This is a genomic window from Marinimicrobium alkaliphilum (assembly GCF_003259155.1).
Taxonomy (GTDB): domain Bacteria; phylum Pseudomonadota; class Gammaproteobacteria; order Pseudomonadales; family Cellvibrionaceae; genus Marinimicrobium_A; species Marinimicrobium_A alkaliphilum.
Window position 1 is genome coordinate 506445 of sequence record NZ_QGMQ01000001.1, and the last position, 19932, is coordinate 526376.

Annotated in this window: 14 protein-coding genes and 1 tRNA gene; 10 read left to right on the forward strand and 5 right to left on the reverse strand. The window is 59.4% G+C overall.

Going from position 1 to position 19932, the window contains the following annotated elements; all coding sequences use genetic code 11:
• Nucleotides 1–6: 6 nt before the first annotated feature.
• The 4 genes from DKW72_RS02305 to DKW72_RS02320 form a co-directional block, all read right to left on the reverse strand.
• The gene (locus DKW72_RS02305) at nt 7–636 is read right to left on the reverse strand and encodes a CDP-alcohol phosphatidyltransferase family protein (protein ID WP_111640684.1); all 630 of its coding nucleotides are present in this window, start codon (nt 634–636) and stop codon (nt 7–9) included.
• A gap of 154 nt (nt 637–790) precedes the next feature.
• A complete protein-coding gene (locus DKW72_RS02310) occupies nt 791–2434 on the reverse strand; it encodes a pectate lyase family protein (protein WP_232522282.1) in 1644 nt (547 codons plus the stop codon).
• 242 nt (nt 2435–2676) lie between these two features.
• The gene (locus tag DKW72_RS02315) at nt 2677–5226 is read right to left on the reverse strand and encodes a hypothetical protein (protein ID WP_111640686.1); all 2550 of its coding nucleotides are present in this window, start codon (nt 5224–5226) and stop codon (nt 2677–2679) included.
• A 99-nt stretch (nt 5227–5325) separates the two neighbouring features.
• A tRNA-Leu gene (locus DKW72_RS02320) sits at nt 5326–5412 on the reverse strand.
• 214 nt (nt 5413–5626) lie between these two features.
• On the opposite strand from DKW72_RS02320, the gene queA reads away from it, so the two are divergent.
• The 5 genes from queA (at nt 5627) to DKW72_RS02345 (ending at nt 13204) form a co-directional block, all read left to right on the forward strand.
• Nucleotides 5627–6682, forward strand: a complete 1056-nt coding sequence (gene queA / locus DKW72_RS02325) for a tRNA preQ1(34) S-adenosylmethionine ribosyltransferase-isomerase QueA (RefSeq protein ID WP_111640687.1) — start codon at nt 5627–5629, stop codon at nt 6680–6682.
• A 183-nt stretch (nt 6683–6865) separates the two neighbouring features.
• Nucleotides 6866–7981: a tRNA guanosine(34) transglycosylase Tgt gene (tgt, locus tag DKW72_RS02330; RefSeq protein WP_111640925.1), complete on the forward strand. Its 1116-nt coding sequence runs from the start codon at nt 6866–6868 to the stop codon at nt 7979–7981.
• A gap of 143 nt (nt 7982–8124) precedes the next feature.
• Entirely contained in the window at nt 8125–10002 is a 1878-nt protein-coding gene (gene secD, locus DKW72_RS02335; protein WP_111640688.1) for a protein translocase subunit SecD, read from the forward strand.
• A gap of 13 nt (nt 10003–10015) precedes the next feature.
• Nucleotides 10016–11182 (forward strand): protein translocase subunit SecF, encoded by a 1167-nt coding sequence (gene secF / locus DKW72_RS02340; protein WP_232522283.1) that lies wholly within the window; start codon nt 10016–10018, stop codon nt 11180–11182.
• A 21-nt stretch (nt 11183–11203) separates the two neighbouring features.
• Nucleotides 11204–13204: a hybrid sensor histidine kinase/response regulator gene (locus DKW72_RS02345; protein WP_111640689.1), complete on the forward strand. Its 2001-nt coding sequence runs from the start codon at nt 11204–11206 to the stop codon at nt 13202–13204.
• A gap of 175 nt (nt 13205–13379) precedes the next feature.
• Here DKW72_RS02345 and DKW72_RS02350 read toward each other — a convergent pair whose 3' ends face one another.
• Nucleotides 13380–14183, reverse strand: coding sequence for an inositol monophosphatase family protein (locus tag DKW72_RS02350; protein WP_111640690.1), 804 nt, complete (start codon nt 14181–14183; stop codon nt 13380–13382).
• 172 nt (nt 14184–14355) lie between these two features.
• On the opposite strand from DKW72_RS02350, the gene trmJ reads away from it, so the two are divergent.
• From trmJ to sufC, 5 genes are all read left to right on the forward strand, one after another.
• Nucleotides 14356–15153, forward strand: a complete 798-nt coding sequence (trmJ, locus tag DKW72_RS02355; protein ID WP_111640691.1) for a tRNA (cytosine(32)/uridine(32)-2'-O)-methyltransferase TrmJ — start codon at nt 14356–14358, stop codon at nt 15151–15153.
• A gap of 424 nt (nt 15154–15577) precedes the next feature.
• On the forward strand, nt 15578–16051 hold the full coding sequence (iscR, locus tag DKW72_RS02360) for a Fe-S cluster assembly transcriptional regulator IscR (RefSeq protein WP_111640692.1): 474 nt from the start codon (nt 15578–15580) through the stop codon (nt 16049–16051).
• 14 nt (nt 16052–16065) lie between these two features.
• The gene (locus DKW72_RS02365) at nt 16066–17247 is read left to right on the forward strand and encodes an IscS subfamily cysteine desulfurase (RefSeq protein ID WP_232522284.1); all 1182 of its coding nucleotides are present in this window, start codon (nt 16066–16068) and stop codon (nt 17245–17247) included.
• Nucleotides 17248–17358: 111 nt separating this feature from the next.
• Entirely contained in the window at nt 17359–18798 is a 1440-nt protein-coding gene (sufB, locus tag DKW72_RS02370) for a Fe-S cluster assembly protein SufB (protein ID WP_111640693.1), read from the forward strand.
• 383 nt (nt 18799–19181) lie between these two features.
• Nucleotides 19182–19931 (forward strand): Fe-S cluster assembly ATPase SufC, encoded by a 750-nt coding sequence (gene sufC / locus DKW72_RS02375; RefSeq protein WP_111640694.1) that lies wholly within the window; start codon nt 19182–19184, stop codon nt 19929–19931.
• The last annotated feature ends 1 nt before the right edge of the window (nt 19932 follow it).

Here is a 19932-nt window from a genome sequence, read left to right on the forward strand (position 1 = left end):
CGCGCGTTACTCCCTGGCCTGCTGGTGTAATAACGCGGAAATCGCACTCAGGCGGGCGCCACAGGTCCAGGTCGAACCCGTGGTGATTACGATCAGTGCCACCGTCAAAGCGTGCAGTTCCCAGCCCCAGGGCGTCAGTATCGCCCCTATGAGGCAGGCGCCCGTCATCACCGCCATCCGGTGGGATTTGGCCTGAGGCCCGCGAAAGTCCTGAGACAAGCCCAGGGCGCCGCCCAGCACCCGGACATAGGCGGTCAGCACCGCCAGCAAGGCCGCCAGCCACCCCAGCCAGTCCAGGCCTGTGGCATAACCGAGCGCCACCAGCAGAGCCGCATCTGCGATCCGGTCGGGGACTTCGTTGTACAGGTCGCCCACTGGCGAACGTTTGCCGCCCTCAACCGCCACCAGACCGTCGATCAGGTTGCACAGCAGGCGCAGCTGAATGCCCAGCGCACACAGCACCAGCCCGGGCCAGCCGGGCACTACTAAGAGCCCGAGGATGCCCAGTGCGGCAAAGCCGATACTGGCCACAGAGATCTGGTTGGGTGTCACAAAGGTGCGTGAAAGCCACGCTGCAAGGCGCTGGAAAACCGCCAGCGAACGGGATTTGATGGGGCGTCGGTCAAGAGCGGCCATGGCGACGAAATCCTTGGTTATTGTTTGATCCTGATTAGAGCGCAAATAGTAAGGGCCGACCTTGGGCGGTGTCTACCGTATGGGTCACATTTTAGGGAGGTCAGCCCCCGACCTGGTCAGGGGCGCCTGTGTCGTTGGCAGCTAATCAGAGTATTCAGATAGAGTCCGCGCTGGTGGTGCCTGAACAACGCTCCAGAGCAAGCACATAATGCACATCGCCCGCCAAGGGTGAGTTGAACGGCAGTACCTGGTCGTGGCCGGCGGTGGCGTAGACATAGTCCACAAGATCCTGACCGGCGTCGAGGTGATGCTCCGAGCGCAGCGTGCGCGAGTGGGTGTTGTAGGTGGCTCCCAGATCGGGAATGTCGTTGCCGGACGTGGTGGAGAGATCCGTTTGCGTGCTATCAATCAGTGCACACAGGCCGTCGGAAAACCACAGGTGGCTACCTTCGGCGCGCAGGGACGCATCGGTGCGCACATCGCGCAACAGGTTGTTTTTCAGCTCACTCAAGGACGCCTCCACGGACGTTTTCTCTTGGTGAATCTGGTTGATCACGAAAGCGTTGTCTTCGAACAGAATGCGTGCACCCACGCGGGCACTGAACACGTCTTTGCGATAGTTGATAAACACGTTGTTGAACATGTGGCTGGTGCCGCGACGGATCAGCGGTACCCGTCGCCCGGTGTTGCCAAAAGTCATGTAGCGCTCGTCCCGGGTAATAAACGCGTTGTGATGGAAGGTGGTGGTGATGTGCTCGTTGATGGTGCGGCTGTCACTTGAGCCGTGCAACGCCGCCCGCACAACGTCGGTTACCCGGTTGAAGGACAGGGTAATGTTGCGCGCGCCGACCTTGACGTCAAAGGCGGAGTCACCGGTCAAATCGAAGGTGTTGCGGTGAATCCAGATATCGGCCGAGGCGCCCGTGGAACGGATCATATCCGGGTCCAGGCCGTGGTCTTCAGTGTGTCCCGCACCCTGAAAGTTGAGGTGGGTCAGGATCACATTGTTGGAGGTCTGGGTGGGGCTGCCGGAACTGTCACGGCCGATGGCAAAACCACTGAAGCGGAAATAGGCCTGGCTCATCCGGCCATCGATGGTGGTGTTGGAGCCGATGACCGGGTTGCGAATGGGCAGGCTGCCCAGGTTGAGGCGGTCGTTGAAAAAGCTCTCCATACAGGCGGCGCTGTCGCTTATGCCGCGGTTACTACACCAAAGGCGATAGTCCACGCATTCTTCTTGCGTGGCGTTCAGACGATTCAGCACGGTGCTGTTGTTGCAGTAGTTACGGTACAGGCCAATCTCGTGAGGTTCGGCAAAATCAAACTTGTCGAACACGATCCAGTTGTGGTCGTTGCCTGCAATGGCCTCGACGATTTGCTGCTCCACTGGGCGGCTGTCCTGGGTGGTGATAATGGTCAAGGCACTGCTACCGGCGGGGTCGTAACCGCCAGTGGCGTCTTCGCCGTAGCCCAGGGCGCGCCCCAAGGTGGCCGACAGGCATTCGACAATGTCCTGGTCGGATTGCAGTCCGGTGTCCCGCCAATTGACCGAGGGGTTGGTGGCCAGGTTGATACAGTCATTGCTCAGCCCACCGGTATTGGGCGGGCTCACCGAAGAGCTGGAGCTTGAGTCGGAGCTGGAGCTGGATGAGCTGCTGCTGTCCTGACTGGATTCTGAGCTCAAAGAGCTGGAGCTCTGGCTGCCTGGATCGTCATCGTTGGCATCGCTGCCGGAACTGCCGCAGCCTGCCAGGAGCGCAGCCAGAAAGGCAGCGCTCAAGAGTGTTTGGGTTTTCATGGTGGTCTCTCGTTTATTGATTATGTGGCCGATGCCGTCGCGGCAGTAGAGGGCTCTGGCAAGCGGTTGCGCCGAGTATAAGCCGCTTTCGCGGTGGGCGGGTGCATCTTTACACACGCTTCCCTCGCCCATGGGTTTGGGCCTATACTGGCATCGGACCTGAGAGAGACTGCGCCTTATAGAGCGCGGCACCCAACCAATAACAACGATTTACGGTGGATATCATGCTTTTTTCAACCCTGTCACGCCTGGGCGCGAGTGCGGCCTTGGTGGCTGTTGCGGCGTTGCCCGCCTATGGCCAAAGTTCTGGCCTTCCTGAAATTAAAGTCGACCTTAACCAGGCTGGCCGCCAGGAGGCCGAAGTCAATGAGCCCGGCTACCTGCCTTGGGCCGTGAGCGGCGGCACCAGTGCCAGCGAAACCTTTGAGGGTGTTACGGTTACCCTGAGCCAGCAGGGCAGTGGCTCCGGCCTGCGCACCGATTGGTACAAGGCCGGCATCGATAGTCACGTGCGCCTGGCCAGCGATGGCGTCACCGTCAATAACGGTGAAAACGGCGGTGCGATTGAGATGACCCTGTCCGGACTGCCGGCAGGCGAGCACAGCTTGCAACTGTATATCAGCACTGTTGCCAACCCGGCAAACAACACCTTTTCCCCGGTACATATCAGCGTGAATGGCGAGCGTGTCGTGAACGGACTGGTGCCGAGCAACCGTGTGTATGACAACGCCGATGCGACCTCGGCATTTCTGGCCTTCACCGTATCGAGCGAGGATGTGGTGGTGTTGGTAGAACCCGATATGGACAGCGACGCCAGCCAGAAGAACGTCATCATCAACGGTTTTGAGATCAATACCCCGGATGTAGCCAGGCAGGCGCGCACGCCGGTGCCGGCTGATCGCGATTATCATGTAACGACTGATGAGGGCGAGTTGGTCATCAGTTGGACGCCGGCGGACGGTGCTGTGGCACACGAGTTGTACTTCGGTACCGATGAAGCGGCGGTGCGTGCCGGAGACGCTCAGGTGTTTCAGGGGCGTCAAGCCTCCATCGGTTATCGACTGGAAAATACCTACAGCCGGGATCGTTACTATTGGCGGGTAGACCAGGTGGATGCCGACGGCCTGGTGACTCGCGGCGAGGTGTGGTCGTTTCAGCCCCGCCAGTTGGCATTCCCGGGCGCCGAAGGTTATGGCCGTTTTGCCATTGGCGGGCGTGGTGGTCAGGTTGTCAAAGTCACCAGCCTGGCAAACAGCGGCCCGGGCACTCTGCGCGAAGCGGTAGAGCAAACCACCGGCCCGCGCACGGTTATTTTTGATGTCGGTGGCACCATCTCGCTCGAGTCGCGCCTGGTCATTGGTGATGGCTTCGTCACTGTTGCGGGCCAGACGGCGCCGGGTAAGGGCATCCTGATCCGCGGCGCGCCTTTCGGCTTGAGCGGTGCCGAGGACGTGGTCTTGCAGCATGTGCGTGTGCGCCTGGGGGCGGGTGATACCGCGGATGGCATTGGCATGGCGGGCAGTAACCATTCCATTGTTGATCGCAGCTCCATCAGTTGGACGCTCGACGAGGCCTTCTCTTCCCGCAACGCGCGCAACATTAGCCTGCAGCGCACCCTGATCTCGGAAGCGCTCAACGCCGCCGGGCACAGCAACTACCCCGCAGGTACCATGCACGGTTTCGCCGCCAGTATCAGCGGTGACGTGGGCAGTTTCCATCACAACCTGTTGGCCCATAACGATGGCCGCAACTGGTCGCTGGCGGGGGGGCTGGATGCCAACGGCTTTTATGCCGGGCGCCTGGATATCTTTAACAACGTGGTTTACAACTGGCGCAACCGGACCACTGACGGTGGCGCGCACGAGGTCAATTTCGTCAACAATTATTACAAGCCTGGCCCGGCGACACAGCAGTATTTTGCGCTTAATGCCCAGTACGATCAATTCCCCGGCACCCAGCGTTACTATTGCTCCGGTAACTTTATCCCCGGTCGGGTGGAGGGCGAGGACCAGCGTCAGGCGTGCCGGGTATCGGCGGGGCGCCCGAATGGTTATGAAGCCTTTGTCAGCGAGCCGTTTTTCCCGTCTCATGCGACCATTCATACCGCAACCCACGCCTACAAAAACGTCTTGTCCGATGTCGGTGCCAGCCAGCCGGTACGCGATGACCATGACGCGCGCATGATTCGTGAAACTCAGGAAGGCAACTTCAATTATAGAGGCAGCGTCACTAACCTCCCGGGGCTGCCTGACCACGAGGACGATGTCGGCGGCTACGAAGATTTCCCGATCACCTACCGTCCGGATGACTGGGATACCGACAACGATGGCCTGCCGGATTGGTGGGAGCGGCTCCACGGCCTGAATACCAACTCGGCCATGGGTGACCTGAGCGACGCCCACGCCGATTTCTATGCCGATGGCTACAGCCAGCTCGATCACTACCTGCAGTGGATGGCCGAGCCCCATGCCTTTATCAACGAGGAAGAAACCCTGGCCATCGATGTTGCCGGAATGTTTCGCGGCTATACCGAAGCCCCGGAGTACAGCGTCGTTGAGGTGAGCGGTGGCACCACCGAGTGGGATGGCACGACGCTGGTATTTACCCCGGACAGCTGCGGCCTCGCGGCGCTCACGCTCAGGGTGGAAGATGCCGAAGGCGACAGCATGACCCAGCGCAAGGGTGTGTTTGTGGATACGGTACCCGAGGGTGCGTGTGTCGGCAGTGTAGAGACGGTCAGACGCCCGGAAGTATCTGGTGAGCCGGTAGCGGGGGATGCAGAACCGGAGCAACCGGTGCAGCCGGAAAGCCGTAGCAGTGGGGCCTGGTCGTTCCTGGGTTTGCTGTTGTTGGTGGGGCTGTTTGTTCGTCGGCAGGGAAGCCTGAAAAGATGGTACCAGAGGCCGGACTCGAACCGGCACACCCTCGCGGGCGGGGGATTTTGAATCCCCTGCGTCTACCAATTTCGCCACTCTGGCATTGCGCTGATACCCGAGGTAGGGTGGGGCAGGGCATCAGTGGGGCGTGATTATAACAGCGGTTCTTGAGGCGTCAATAGAGAACCGCGCCTGATTGTCGGATTACGCCCGCTGCGCGGACTAATCCGACAGTGAGGCACCCAACCCCATGGCGATTTTGGCCAAATTCCGCTACCCTTGCGCTCCCTGAAATGACTGATCCCAGACCTTCCCTATGCGCCGCCAGGATTTTTACTACTCGCTCCCCGACGAACTGATTGCCCGTGTGCCCGCCAGCGAGCGCCGCGGCAGCCGCTTGTTGCACCTCAACGGCCCGGACGGGCAGGTGGCGCACCGGCAATTCCCCGACATTCTGGCGCTGATTGAGCCGGGAGACCTGATGGTGTTCAACGATACCCGGGTGATCCCCGCGCGGGTGTTCGGTCGCAAGGACACTGGCGGTCAGGTCGAGGTACTGGTCGAACGGGTGCTCGATACCCAGCGGGTGTTGGCCCATACCCGGGCGAGCAAGTCGCCCAAGCCGGGCAGCCAGATTATTCTGGAGGATGGCACCGAGATTGCGGTGGTGGCTCGTCACGACGCTCTGTTCGAGCTGGAATTCCCCGCCGGCCAAAGCGCACTGGAAGTGCTTGAGGGCATTGGCCATATGCCGCTGCCGCCCTATATCGACCGGGAAGATGAAGCCCTGGATCGCGAGCGTTACCAGACGGTGTATGCGCGCAATAAAGGTGCGGTTGCCGCCCCTACCGCGGGTCTGCACTTTGACGATGAACTGCTGCAACAGTTGGCGGACAAGGGCGTACAGACGGCGTTTGTGACCTTGCATGTGGGTGCTGGCACCTTCCAGCCGGTGCGCGCCGACGATATTCGTGAGCACCGGATGCACAGTGAGGTGATGCACCTGAGCGAGGCCGTAGCCGAACAGGTGCGTACCACGCGCGCTGCGGGCAAGCGGGTGATCGCCGTGGGCACCACCAGTGTCCGTTGCCTGGAGACCGCGGCCAAGGGCGGCGAGATTGCGCCCTATGAGGGCGATACCGATATCTTTATTTACCCGGGTTACACCTTCAAGGTGGTGGACGCGCTGATTACCAACTTCCACCTGCCCGAGTCGACCCTGTTGATGCTGGTGTCCGCTTTTGCGGGGTATCGCCACACCCTGGCGGCTTACCGGGCGGCCGTGGCCGAGCGCTATCGGTTTTTCAGCTATGGGGATGCGATGTTTATCAGTCGCAACCCGCAGGCGGTGGATGAGCCTGTAGGCCGATAATCGTTGAGTTGGGTGCCTCATTGTCGGATTACGGCTTCGCCTAATCCGACCTACGCGAACAGTGGCGCGTTGTGTCCAGTAGGTCGGATTAGCCCGCAGGGCGTAATCCGACAATGAGGCACCCCATGTCCAACCCGAGAAACGACAATCAATAGGGATCAACCTGTGACCGACAATTGCTTTATGGACTTTGAGTTGGATACCACCGATGGCCGGGCGCGCCGGGGGCGGCTGCGCTTTCCGCGTGGCACCGTGGAAACCCCGGCCTTTATGCCGGTGGGCACCTACGGCACTGTCAAAGCCATGCTGCCGCGGGATATCGAGAGCATCGGCGCGCACATCATCCTCGGGAACACCTTTCACCTGATGCTGCGCCCGGGTACCGAGGTGGTCAAGGCCCACGGCGACCTGCACGACTTTATGCAGTGGCAGGGGCCGATTCTGACCGACTCCGGCGGCTTTCAGGTATTCAGCCTGGGCAAGCTGCGCAAAATCACCGAAGAGGGTGTCACTTTCAGTTCGCCCATCAACGGTGACAAGATCTTTATGGACCCGGAAGTCTCCATGCAGGTGCAGCGCGACCTGGGTGCCGATATTGTGATGATTTTCGATGAATGTACCCCTTATCCGGCTACCGAGCGCGAGGCGCGAGCGTCCATGGAGTTGTCCCTGCGTTGGGCCCAGCGCTCCAAAGACGCCCACGGCGACAGCCCGTCGGCGCTGTTCGGGATCGTCCAGGGGGGGATGTACGAGGATCTGCGCAGTGAATCCCTGAAAGGCCTGACCGAGATCGGTTTTGACGGCTACGCCATCGGCGGCCTGTCGGTGGGCGAGCCCAAAGAGGACATGATCCGTATTCTCGATAGCCTGCCCGCCCAGATGCCTGCGGACAAGCCCCGCTACCTGATGGGGGTGGGCAAGCCCGAGGATATCGTCGAGGCGGTGCGTCGGGGCGTGGATATGTTCGACTGTGTGATGCCCACTCGCAACGCCCGCAATGGTCATCTGTTTACCCGCGAGGGTGTCATTAAAATCCGCAACGCCAAACACAAGCACGATACCAGCCCCCTGGATGCCCACTGCGCCTGCTACAGCTGCGCCAACTTCAGTCGCGCCTACCTGCACCATCTGGATCGATGCGGGGAGATGCTTGGCGCCCAGCTCAATACCATTCACAACCTGCATTTCTATCAACAGTTGATGGAGGAGCTGCGCGCCGCTATCGCCGGGGGAGAGCTGGAAACTTACGTCAGTGAGTTTTACGGGCGCATGGGCAAACCCGTGCCGCCGGCGCCCTGAGGGGCCGCGTCGCCAGCGAAATTGGCGGCTTTCATTGTTGTGGACGCTGAAATCGGTATAATCCCAGCCTCTTAACGCTATTGATAACAGGTAGGGGTGGCCAAAGTGCTGCCTAATTGCCCAAATTGGTCACGGAACACACTATGTTAAACCGTTATCCGCTCTGGAAGTACCTCCTCATCTTGCTGGTGGTGGTGTTTGGCTTTGTTTATGCCTCCGCCAACCTCTACGCGCCGGACCCTGCGGTCCAGATCTCTGGTCAGTCCAGCGGTATGGACATTGACGAGCGTGTGCTGCGTCGGGTCGAGCGCGCCCTGGAGCAAGCGGGTATCGACTACTTTGGTGCCGAAGCGGACGGCTCACGGGCGCAGATCCGACTCAATACCGCCGACTCCCAAATGCGCGCCCAGCGCTATATCCAGGAGGAGCTGGGTGATGACTTTATCGTGGCCCTGAACCTGGCCGCGACCACACCGCGCTGGCTTGAACGCCTGGGGGCTTCACCCATGCGCCTGGGGCTGGATCTGGCGGGCGGGGTACACTTTTTGATGGAGGTGGACACCGCGGCCGCGATTCATCGGCGCCAGGAGATCAACTCCGATGCCATGCGCGCCCGCCTGCGCGATGAGCGCATTCGCTATTCCTCGGTCAGTGTCGGCGACGACAACGTGGTTATTGGTCGTTTTCGCAACGCCGACCTGCGCGATCAGGCCCTGCGCGAGCTGCGCCGGGAATACCAGAATCTGGAGTTCTCGACCGAAGATCCGCAGTCAGAGGGTGCCAGCTACCGTCTTAACGCCGTGCTCAGTGATACTGCCGTGCGCGAAATTGAAGATTACGCGCTGAGCCAAAACCTCGTGACCCTGCGCAATCGTGTGAACGAGCTGGGGGTGTCCGAGCCGGTGGTCCAGCGCCAAGGGCGCAGTCGCATCATTGTGCAGCTGCCGGGCGTACAGGATACCGCCGAAGCCAAACGCATTATCGGCAAAACCGCCAACCTGGAATTCCGCCTGGAGGCCTTGCCGGATTCGCTGGTGTCCATGAGGGACGAATTTGAGTTCCGCAGCGAGAGCGATGCCGGGCGCACCGCCGAGCTTGAGCGTCAGGTGATCCTGACCGGCGACCACGTCGCCAACGCTTCCAGCGGCTTTGATCACGAAACCAGCCAGCCCCAGGTGAATATCACCCTCGACAGCGCCGGTGGCGCCATGATGCACCGAGCCACGCGTGGCAATATCGGTCGGCGTATGGGGGTGTTGTTTATTGAGTATCGCACTACCTTTGAAACCCGTGAAAACGAGTTTGGCGAAGAGGTTCAGGTGCCGGTGCAAGAGGCCGACCGCCGAATCATCAGCCTCGCCACCGTGCAGGCTGCGCTCGGGGTGCAGTTCCGCATCACCGGCCTGGACTCCCCGGCGGAAGCTTCCGAGTTGGCGCTGCTGCTACGCGCCGGTGCCTTGGCGGCACCCATGTACTTTGTTGAAGAGCGTACCATTGGCCCGTCCCTGGGGGCCGAGAACATCCAGATGGGTGTCACCTCCGTGAAGTGGGGCCTGGCGCTGGTGCTGCTGTTTATGCTGCTGTATTACCGAGCTTTTGGCGTCATCGCCAACATTGCCCTCACGGTTAACCTGGTGCTGCTTATTGCGGTCATGTCGCTGCTCGGTGCCACTCTGACCCTGCCGGGCATCGCCGGCATCGTGCTTACCGTGGGTATGGCGGTAGATGCTAACGTGCTGATTTTCTCGCGTATACGCGAGGAGCTGAAGGCGGGCTCGCCGCCTCAGTCAGCCATCGCGGCCGGTTATGACCGAGCCTTCGTGACCATTATGGATGCCAACATCACCACCTTGATTGTGGCGATCATCCTCTACGCCATTGGCACCGGGCCGGTACAAGGCTTCGCTGTCACCCTGTCGATCGGTATCCTGACCTCCATGTTTACCGCGCTCCTCGTGACGCGCTCTATGGTGAACCTGGCTTACGGTGGTCGTCGCAACCTGCAGAAGATTTGGATTTAAGAGAGCAATCGCTATGGCACAGGAAGAACTGAAAAGTATCAACTTCATGGGTTGGCGCAAAACCATTGGCGCCATCTCCATATTGCTGTTGCTCGTCTCCATCGTTTCTTTGGCGGTCAACGGCCTGCGTTTGGGGCTGGACTTTACCGGCGGCACCCAGATCGAAGTGGGTTTTGCCGAGCCGGCCAATCTCGGTGAGATTCGCACCCTGCTGGTCGAGCAGGGCCTGGAGAATCCCACGGCCGTCTACTTTGGCTCCGAAACCGAAGTACTGATACGCACCCAGGGTGCCATGCAGGACGGCGCCTTGGTGCTGATTGGCAACCGCCTGGAAGCGCTTGAACCTGGCGCACAGATTGTGCGGGTCGAGCGCCCCGCGGCAGGACAGGCTGGGTTGTCACAAGTCATCGTTCTCGACGGTGTCAGCGCGGCTCAGGTGCGCGATACGGATATTTTTGATCGCACTTATTTCGGCAACGTAGAGTTCGCCCAGGTTGAGGACGGTCTTGCCGTTACCCTGGAAAATTCCCTCGACGTGGCGTACACCAACCGTCTGCTGACGGCACTGAGCGAGCACGCCAATACCGATGTTGAACTGCGTCGCAGTGAATTCGTGGGGCCGCAAATCGGGGAAGAGCTGCGTGATGAGGGTGGCCTGGGCATGTTGGTGGCGTTGTTTTTGGTGATGCTCTATATCGCCTTCCGCTTCCAGTACAAGTTTGCTTTGGGTGCGGTGGCCGCATTGATTCACGATGTGATTCTGGTGCTCGGTTTCTTTTCCCTGTTTCAACTCGATTTTGATCTCACGGTGCTGGCGGCCGTGCTTGCAGTTATCGGTTACTCCCTGAATGACACCATCGTGGTCTTCGACCGCATTCGGGAGAATTTCCGGCTCGTGCGCAGGGGAAGCCCCAAGGAAGTGGTCAACTTCTCCCTGACGCAAACTCTCGAGCGCACCTTGATTACGTCTTTGACAACCTTGTTGGTGTTGGTGATGTTGTTCCTGTTCGGCGGTGAGCTGATCAACAATTTCGCCACAGCGTTGATTGTGGGTGTTCTGGTCGGTACCTATTCGTCGATCTACGTATCGGCCAATACCTTGCTGGCACTGCACATCGATCGCGAAGACCTGATCCCGCCACCCAAAGAGGGCGAAGAGCAGGAAGAGCTGGTGCCCTAAGACTCGTCAGGAACCGCGATTATGGCCAACCGCATCTACGTTAGTGACGCAGAATTACAGCAAATGGATGTGGCCGAGCTCAGGGAATTGGCCGGGCGCTACCGGCGTATGTTCAACGGTAGTGGCTATGGCTTCTGGGAGTGGGACCTGGTCAATCAGACGCTGGACTGGTCTGGGGGCTTTTGGGAGTATCTGGGCTACGGGGAAGACGACTACAAACGGGTAAGTGATCCGGCCTTGCTGCCGAATTTTATTCACCCGGCCGACCGCGAAGCCATGCAAGAAGCGGTGCGCGAACATTTGCGCACCGGTATTCCACTCGATATTACCTACCGTGTTCTCGCCAAAGATGGCAGCTATATCTGGACCCAGGCCCGGGCCGACTCGATTCGCGATGCCGAAGGGCGGGCGATGTTCATTTCCGGGGTCAATTTCGATATCACTGAACTGAAAAACGTCGAAGCCGCGCTGCGCGAAAGTGAAGCGCGCCAGGCACGGATTATCCGCGCATCCAATGATGGTATCTGGGAGTGGTATTCTGGGCGCGAGGGCTTTCATTTTTCCAGTCGCTGCTGGGAGCACATCGGGTATAGCCAGGGCGATGACGCTGTTAACGAGGGTCAGGACCGGTTGCAGGTCTGGCGCTCGCACATCCACCCGGAAGATGTCTCCAAATTTGATCAGGCGCTCAGTGATCATATGCACGGTGGAGACATGTTTGACATCGAGTACCGAATTTACAGCAAGCAGGGCGAGCTGCGCTGGATTCGAGCTCGCGGTCGAGCCAGCTTTGACGACGAGGGGAAGCCTTCGCGGATGTCCGGCACCAATATGGATATCACCGACATCAAGCGTGCTGAAGAGCGGGTAGTGCAGGCCAAAGAAGCCGCCGAACGGGCCAACCAGGCCAAGTCCGAATTCCTTTCCAGCATGAGCCATGAGTTGCGCACGCCGCTCAACGCCATTCTCGGCTATGCCCAGTTGTTTGAGTACGATACCAATATCAACGAACAGCAGCTCGACAACCTGCACGAAATTCGCAAGGCTGGCCAACATCTGTTGCAGCTGATTAACGATGTGCTCGACCTGGCGAAAATCGAATCGGGCAAGATGACAGTCTCGCTTGAGCCGGTGCTGGTATCGCGAGTCATATCGGATTGTCTGACGCTGGTGCAGCCCCAGGCCGACGAAAAAAGTATCCGCATTACTACGGTGCTCAACCAACTGGAGAGCATTTACGTGGTGGCGGATCATATTCGCCTGAAGCAGGCGCTGATCAACCTGATGAACAACGCCGTCAAGTACAACCGGGTAGGTGGCGACGTTGAGGTTAAACTGAGCGCGCAGCCGGGGAATCAGTTGCGGATCTCAGTGCGCGATACCGGTAAAGGCATTGCGGCAGCGCGGCGCGGCGAAGTGTTCGAGCCTTTCAATCGTCTGAATGCCGAGTACAGCAAGGTCGAGGGCTCGGGTGTAGGTCTGGTCATCACCAAGCAATTGGTGGAGATGATGAATGGCCGACTGGACTTCACCAGTGTCGAGAGTATGGGCAGCGAGTTCTGGATTGATCTCCCTCTGGCGAGTGAGCAGTATCAGGATCTGGTCAGTGAGAAGACCCGAGTGTCTAACTCGCCGGTAGCGCTCGCCGTCAGTAGCACCAAACGCCTGCTGTATATTGAAGACAATCTTTCCAATATCCGTCTGCTGGAGCAGGTGTTCGACCGCTACCCGCAGTTGGAATTGCAGGTGGCGGAAGAGGCCTTTCTTGGGATTTTCAAAGCCCGCAGTGAGCTGCCCGACGCGATCATTCTCGATATCAACCTGCCGGGCATGGACGGCTATGAAGCCTTGTCGGTGCTCAAGCGCGACTCGGCAACCCAGAATATTCCGGTGATTGGCCTGTCGGCCAACGCGATGCCTTACGATATCGAACGGGGCAAAAAGGCAGGCTTTTATAACTATCTGACCAAGCCGGTGGAGATCAATGAGTTGATCTCCACCCTCAACGAAGTATTGGGCTAACTGCCAAATTGCGGAGTCGTTGGCGTCCGGTTACTGCAAGTCGAGGGCGCGTATACCTTTCCGAGACCGTCTGCCGCCCGGACGGCGGCAGTCGAGCCCCCATGGATGGGTTTACGGCGTGTCTCGGAAAGGTATACGCGCCCTCGACGCTTGAGTTCGAAGTCTGAAGCCCAGTCTATTTAATGTGGCCCATATGCTTCTGCACCACCTGCAGGGTGGGCTTGAACACCTTGGGTCCACCGCATACCACGTGGCCGGTTTCCAGATAGTTGGAGCCGCCATTAAAGTCGCTGACGAGTCCGCCGGCTTCTTTTACCAGCAGCAGTCCACCGGCGATATCCCACTCATTCAGGTTCATTTCCCAGAAGGCGTCAAAGCGGCCAGCGGCAACGTAGGCCAGGTCCAGCGCTGCTGAGCCGGCGCGACGGATACCGGCGGTCTGTCCGGCGATTTCTTTTACGCAGGCCAGGTAGGCGTCAATGTTGTCGAGCGCGTAGCCGTTGAAGGGAATGCCGGTGCCGATCAGGGCACCCTCGAAGCCGCGCCGGGAAGACACCCGGATCCGGCGGCCGTTCAGGGTCGCACCGCGGCCGCGGGTTGCGGTAAATTCTTCGCGCTTGACCGGGTCGATCACCACCGCGTGTTCCAATTGGCCGCGGTATTTGCAGGCAATGGAGACCGAGAAGTGGGGCATGCCGTGGATAAAGTTGGTGGTGCCGTCGAGCGGGTCAATAATCCATTCGTAGTCCGGGTTCTGGCCGGGCTGGCTGCCGCCTTCTTCACCCCGGATGCTGTGATCCGGATAGGCTTTACGCAGGTGGTAGATGATTTCTTTTTCGGCCGCTTTGTCGACTTCGGTTACGAAGTCGTTGGGGCTTTTGGTCTCGATTGTGAGGAGATCCACACGCTCGAAGGCGCGTTCGATCAGTTCAGCTGCCTTGCGGCCAGCGCGCAGGGCAATGTTTACCATGGGTTCCATCAGGGCACCAATATCAGGGAATTCAGTTAAGGAGCGAAAAACGGGAGCGCAGTATACCGCCTATGGCGCTCAGGCTCTAGTGCCGTGGGCGTTCGGGGCGTTAGCAGATGCCCGCCGGTGGTGGTAAACTGCGCGCCCTCAAATCCCGAGCCGAGCCAGCGGAGACTCCCTCATGAGCGTGCAACAATTTCAACAGATCCGGATTGTATTGGTGGGTACCTCCCACCCGGGCAACATCGGCGGTGCCGCCCGGGCCATGAAGAACATGGGCCTGTCCCGACTCTATCTGGTTGCACCCAAGGAGTATCCCTCGGAGAAGGCTCTGTGGCGGGCTGCCGGTGCACTCGATGTACTGGATAACGCGGTGGTGGTGGACTCTGTCGATGAAGCCATTGAGGGCTGCGGCCTGGTGGTGGGCACCAGCGCCCGGGAGCGACGCATTCCCTGGCCGCTGCTGGATCCCCGGGAGTGCGGCGAACGCGCCTGGAGTGAGTCGGCCGAGCATGAGGTGGCCATTCTGTTTGGGCGCGAGGATCGCGGCCTGACCAACGAGGAGCTGCACAAGTGCAATTACCATGTGCATATTCCGGCCAATCCCGAGTACACCTCCCTCAACCTGGCCACGGCGGTACAGGTGCTGTGTTACGAGCTGCGTATGGCGTATTTGCAGGCGGAGCGCTCGGAAGGTGGCAAGCTGATCGATTTCAACGAGTGGGATTTACCGCCGGCGAAGGCGGAGGCGCTGGAGCGCTATTACGACCATTTACAGGAAACGCTGATGGAGCTGGGCTTCCTGTCGCCCGACAACCCCCGTCAGACGATGACCCGCCTGCGGCGCCTGTATAACCGGGTACGGCTGGACGAGATGGAGCTGAGCATCCTCCGGGGGATGTTGACCGCGACCCAGAACTATATTTTCCACACCAACAAAAAGTTGGCCAATTCCGACACCGACCCCAAGCCCGAGTAGGTCGGATTAGCGCAAAGCGTGTAATCCGACATTGAGGCTCCGCTTAGGGTCTGGGAGCGTCGACGTCGGGCTGGAACACCCTCTTGGGACACGCTGCAAGTACATCCCTGTAAGCTCGACTCCAGCATCCCTGCTGGAGACGGTCCCAAGAGTGTGCTCCAGCCCGAAGCCGACTAGCCGCAGGGTGTGGCGCTCCGCCAGGGATTTGGTGTGGTCGCGGGTCGCCAATCCGCACCCATGTCCGAGTAGGTCGGATTAGCGTAGCGTAATCCGACACCTGAGGCACCCAAAGCTGCTGAGTGCGGTGCCCTAGATCCGTCACGGCGGGCGCCAAATTCAAGCGCCGCTTGAACAATAGGCGAATAGTTGAGTAAAATAGTCAGGTATACACAGCAACCCACGGCGCAAACCACAGGTTTACCCCATGCGACTGACCACCAAAGGCCGCTACGCAGTGACCGCAATGCTTGATCTGGCTCTGCACCAGGTGCAGGGACCCGTCAGTCTGGCGGATGTATCCGTGCGTCAGGGCATTTCCCTGTCCTACCTGGAGCAGCTGTTCTCGCGCCTGCGGCGCAGTCAGTTGGTCAACAGCGTGCGCGGCCCCGGCGGCGGCTATTCCCTCGCGGTGCCGGTGGATCAGATCTCCGTGGCGCAAGTCGTGGACGCGGTGAGTGAATCATTGGACGCGACCCGGTGCGAGGGCAAGGGCAATTGCCAGGATGGTGAGGTATGTCTTACCCATCATCTGTGGCAGGACCTGAGTCAACAGATCCACACGTTTCTCGACGATATCTCGTTGGCTGACCTGGTCGCCCGGCGCGATATTCAGGCAGTGCGCGAGCGTCAGGACCGTCATGCCGACGGTGATCGCATCGCTTGCAGCCAAGTTTCCTGAGGTTTGTACGGCCCATGACTGAACGTCAGCCATCCGCGCTGCAGACCCCTGTTTACCTGGACTACGCCGCTACCACGCCAGTTGACCCGGCGGTGGCGGAGGCCATGGCAAAACACCTGACCCGCGGCGGCGTGTTCGCCAATCCGGCATCGCGCTCGCACCTTTACGGCTGGCAGGCCGAGGAGGCCGTTGAAACGGCCCGGGGCCAGGTGGCGACTTTATTGAACGCTGATCCGCGCGAGATCGTCTGGACCAGCGGCGCCACGGAGGCCGATAACCTGGCGCTCAAGGGCGCGGCCCAGGCCTGGCGGGAAGATAATCCTACCGGTGGGCATATCGTCACCTCGGCGATCGAACACAAAGCGGTGCTCGATCCGGTGCAGTGGCTGGAAGGGCAGGGCTTCAGCGTGACCCGCCTGGCGCCCGACGCCAGCGGCCAGATTCAGCCCGAGCAGGTGCGCGCGGCGCTGCGCCCGGATACCTGCCTGGTGAGCGTCATGCACATCAACAACGAGCTGGGCACCGTGAGCGATGTGGCAGCCATGGGGGCGATTTGTCGGGCTCAAGGCGTCCCTTTTCATGTGGACGCGGCCCAGAGCGCCGGCAAGCTGGCGCTGGACGTGGCGGCGCAGCAGATTGATCTCTTGTCGCTTTCAGCGCACAAGATGTATGGACCCAAGGGCATTGGTGCGCTGTACGTGCGCCGCGATCCGTCGGTACGCATCGCGGCACAGATTCACGGTGGCGGCCACGAGCGCGGCATGCGCTCGGGGACCTTGCCCACCCACCAGTGTGTGGGGATGGGTGTCGCGGCGGCGCAGGCGAGCGCCCATCTGGAGACAGAGCCAGCGCGTATTACTGCCCTGCGCGATCGACTCTGGGGCGGCATCGCCGATCTGCCCGGGATTAGGCTGAACGGACACGCCACTGAGCGAGCCTGTGGCCACTTGAATATGGCCTTCGGCGATTGTGATGGTGAGCTGTTGCTGCTGTCACTGCGCGAGCTGGCAGTGTCGAGCGGTTCGGCGTGCAATTCGGCGAGTCTGTCGCCCAGTTATGTGCTCAAAGCCATTGGCTTGAGCGATGCCCAGGCTCAGGCGTCTTTACGCGTGAGTCTGGGTCGTTACACCACCGAGCAGGAAGTGGATTTTGCCGTAGAGCATATCCGTTCGGTGGTGAAGAAGTTGCTGCACTGATCAGTTGGCGCGGCAACGGAGTACAAAGAACACAACCGTAGATTTAGCGAAAGCGCGGTGGCAGACGCCCCGCGCCAGACATCGGACAGCGATCCGATTCGAGGTGAAGAGATGGCCGAGCAAGAAGTGGAACACCTGATCCGCAAAGAGTACGCCGCGGGTTTTCATACCGATATCGACTCCGACACCCTGCCGCCAGGGTTGAACGAAGACGTCGTGCGCTTTATTTCCGCCAAGAAAGGCGAACCCGAGTGGTTGCTGGAGTGGCGCTTGCAGGCCTTTCGTGCCTGGCAGGAGATGGTGGAGCCGGAGTGGGCGCACGTCAAATACCCGGACATTGACTTTCAGGCGCTGTCCTATTTTTCTGCGCCCAAGAGCATGGCCGATCGTCCCCAAAGTCTGGACGAGGTAGACCCTGAGTTGCTGCGCACCTATGAAAAACTCGGCATCCCCGTGCACGAGCAGGAAGTGCTCGCCGGGGTCGCTGTGGATATGGTGTTCGATTCCGTCTCTGTGGGCACCACCTTCCGGGCCAAGCTCAAGGAGGCCGGGGTCATCTTCTGCTCCATCAGCGAAGCAGTGCACGACTATCCGGAGCTGGTCAAAAAGTACCTGGGTTCCGTGGTGCCACAGAAAGACAATTACTACGCTGCTTTGAACTCGGCGGTGTTTTCCGACGGCTCCTTTGTGTACATCCCCAAGGGTGTACGCTGCCCCATGGAGTTGTCCACCTACTTCCGTATTAACGAACAGAACACCGGCCAGTTTGAACGCACGCTGATTGTGGCTGAAGAGGGCTCCCACGTGAGCTATCTCGAAGGTTGCACCGCGCCCATGCGCGACGAGAATCAGTTGCACGCGGCAGTGGTCGAGCTGGTGGCTCTGGATAATGCAGAGATCAAATACTCCACGGTCCAGAACTGGTATCCGGGTGACGAAAAAGGCAAAGGCGGTATTTACAACTTTGTGACCAAACGCGGTATTGCTTATACCAACGCCAAGATTTCATGGACTCAGGTGGAAACCGGTTCGGCGGTTACCTGGAAATATCCCAGCTGTATTCTGCGCGGCGATAACAGTGTTGGCGAGTTCTATTCGGTGGCGCTGACCAACAATTATCAGCAGGCCGATACCGGCACCAAGATGATCCACATCGGTAAAAACACCCGCTCGACCATCATCTCCAAGGGGATTTCGGCGGGCCGCAGCCAGAACGCCTATCGCGGTCTGGTGCGCATGAACCCGGGTGCTGAAGGTGCGCGCAACTACACCCAGTGTGATTCGCTGCTGATTGGCGATCGCTGTGGCGCGCACACCTTTCCGTACATTGAAAGTAAAAACCCCACCGCCGTGGTGGAGCATGAGGCGACCACCTCCAAGGTGAGTGAAGACCAGTTGTTTTTGTGCCAGCAGCGCGGCCTGGATGCGGAGAAAGCCGTCTCTATGATCGTCAACGGTTTCTGCCGGGAAGTGTTTAAAGAGTTGCCCATGGAGTTTGCGGTCGAAGCGGGCAAATTGCTGGAAGTCAGCCTCGAAGGTTCGGTGGGCTAAGAGCCCGGTGCCTCAGGTGTCGGATTACGCCCTGCGGGCTAATCCGACCTACTCGAAACAGAGTGCCAATGTTCAAGTAGGTCGGATTAGCGCAGCGTAATCCGACAAAACGGCACCCAAACAGAACAGGGCGCCAATGCACAAGTAGGTCGGATTAGCGCAGCGTAATCCGACGAAACGGCACCCAAACAGAACAGGGCGCCAATGCACAAGTAGGTCGGATTAGCGCAGCGTAATCCGACAAAACGGCACCCAAACAGAACAGGGCGCCAATGCGCAAGTAGGTCGGATTAGCGCAGCGTAATCCGACAAAACGGCACCGAGACAGAACAGAGCACCTACAAACGAACAAAATTTGTGACTATCAAACTGGAACAGAGATTATGTTGAGCATTAAAGACCTACACGCCAGCGTTGAAGAGACCAACATCCTCAAAGGCCTCAGCCTTGAGGTCAAGCCGGGCGAAGTGCACGCGATCATGGGCCCCAACGGCTCCGGTAAAAGCACCCTGGGCAACGTCCTCACGGGCCGTGAAGGTTACTCCGTTTCCCAGGGTGAGGTGACCTTCAACGGTAAAGACCTGCTTGATCTGGGCATCGAAGAGCGTGCCCACGAAGGTCTGTTCCTGGCGTTCCAGTACCCGGTGGAAATCCCCGGCGTCAGCAATATGGAATTCCTGAAAGCGGCAGTCGATGCCAAACGCCACCATCAGGGCCTGTCCGACCTGTCCGCAGTCGAGTTTATGAAAACCGCTCGTGACGTGATCAAACATGTCAGTCTGGATCAGAGCTTCCTTAAACGCGGCGTTAACGAAGGCTTTTCCGGCGGCGAGAAAAAGCGCAACGAAATTCTGCAGATGATGCTGCTCGAACCCAGTCTGTGCATTCTGGACGAAACCGATTCGGGTCTGGATATCGACGCTCTGCAGGTGGTCGCCAACGGCGTCAACGCCATGCGTAATGACGACCGCAGCTTTATTGTCGTGACTCACTACCAGCGCCTGCTCGACTACATCATTCCCGACTATGTGCACGTGCTTTCCGGCGGGCGCATCGTCAAATCCGGCGGCAAAGAGCTGGCCAAAGAACTCGAGGCCCGGGGCTACAGCTGGCTGGAAGGTGAGGTGGCGTAAG

Bases quoted from the DNA above. Each gene is read 5' to 3' on its own strand.
- queA (WP_111640687.1), top strand. From the start codon at position 5,627: ATGCGCCGCCAGGATTTTTACTACTCGCTCCCCGACGAACTGATTGCC.
- DKW72_RS02305 (WP_111640684.1), bottom strand. From the start codon at position 636: ATGGCCGCTCTTGACCGACGCCCCATCAAATCCCGTTCGCTGGCGGTT.
- secF (WP_232522283.1), top strand. From the start codon at position 10,016: ATGGCACAGGAAGAACTGAAAAGTATCAACTTCATGGGTTGGCGCAAA.
- secD (WP_111640688.1), top strand. From the start codon at position 8,125: ATGTTAAACCGTTATCCGCTCTGGAAGTACCTCCTCATCTTGCTGGTG.
- sufC (WP_111640694.1), top strand. From the start codon at position 19,182: ATGTTGAGCATTAAAGACCTACACGCCAGCGTTGAAGAGACCAACATC.
- sufB (WP_111640693.1), top strand. From the start codon at position 17,359: ATGGCCGAGCAAGAAGTGGAACACCTGATCCGCAAAGAGTACGCCGCG.
- DKW72_RS02365 (WP_232522284.1), top strand. From the start codon at position 16,066: ATGACTGAACGTCAGCCATCCGCGCTGCAGACCCCTGTTTACCTGGAC.
- DKW72_RS02310 (WP_232522282.1), bottom strand. From the start codon at position 2,434: ATGAAAACCCAAACACTCTTGAGCGCTGCCTTTCTGGCTGCGCTCCTG.
- iscR (WP_111640692.1), top strand. From the start codon at position 15,578: ATGCGACTGACCACCAAAGGCCGCTACGCAGTGACCGCAATGCTTGAT.
- trmJ (WP_111640691.1), top strand. From the start codon at position 14,356: ATGAGCGTGCAACAATTTCAACAGATCCGGATTGTATTGGTGGGTACC.
- tgt (WP_111640925.1), top strand. From the start codon at position 6,866: ATGGACTTTGAGTTGGATACCACCGATGGCCGGGCGCGCCGGGGGCGG.
- DKW72_RS02350 (WP_111640690.1), bottom strand. From the start codon at position 14,183: ATGGAACCCATGGTAAACATTGCCCTGCGCGCTGGCCGCAAGGCAGCT.
- DKW72_RS02345 (WP_111640689.1), top strand. From the start codon at position 11,204: ATGGCCAACCGCATCTACGTTAGTGACGCAGAATTACAGCAAATGGAT.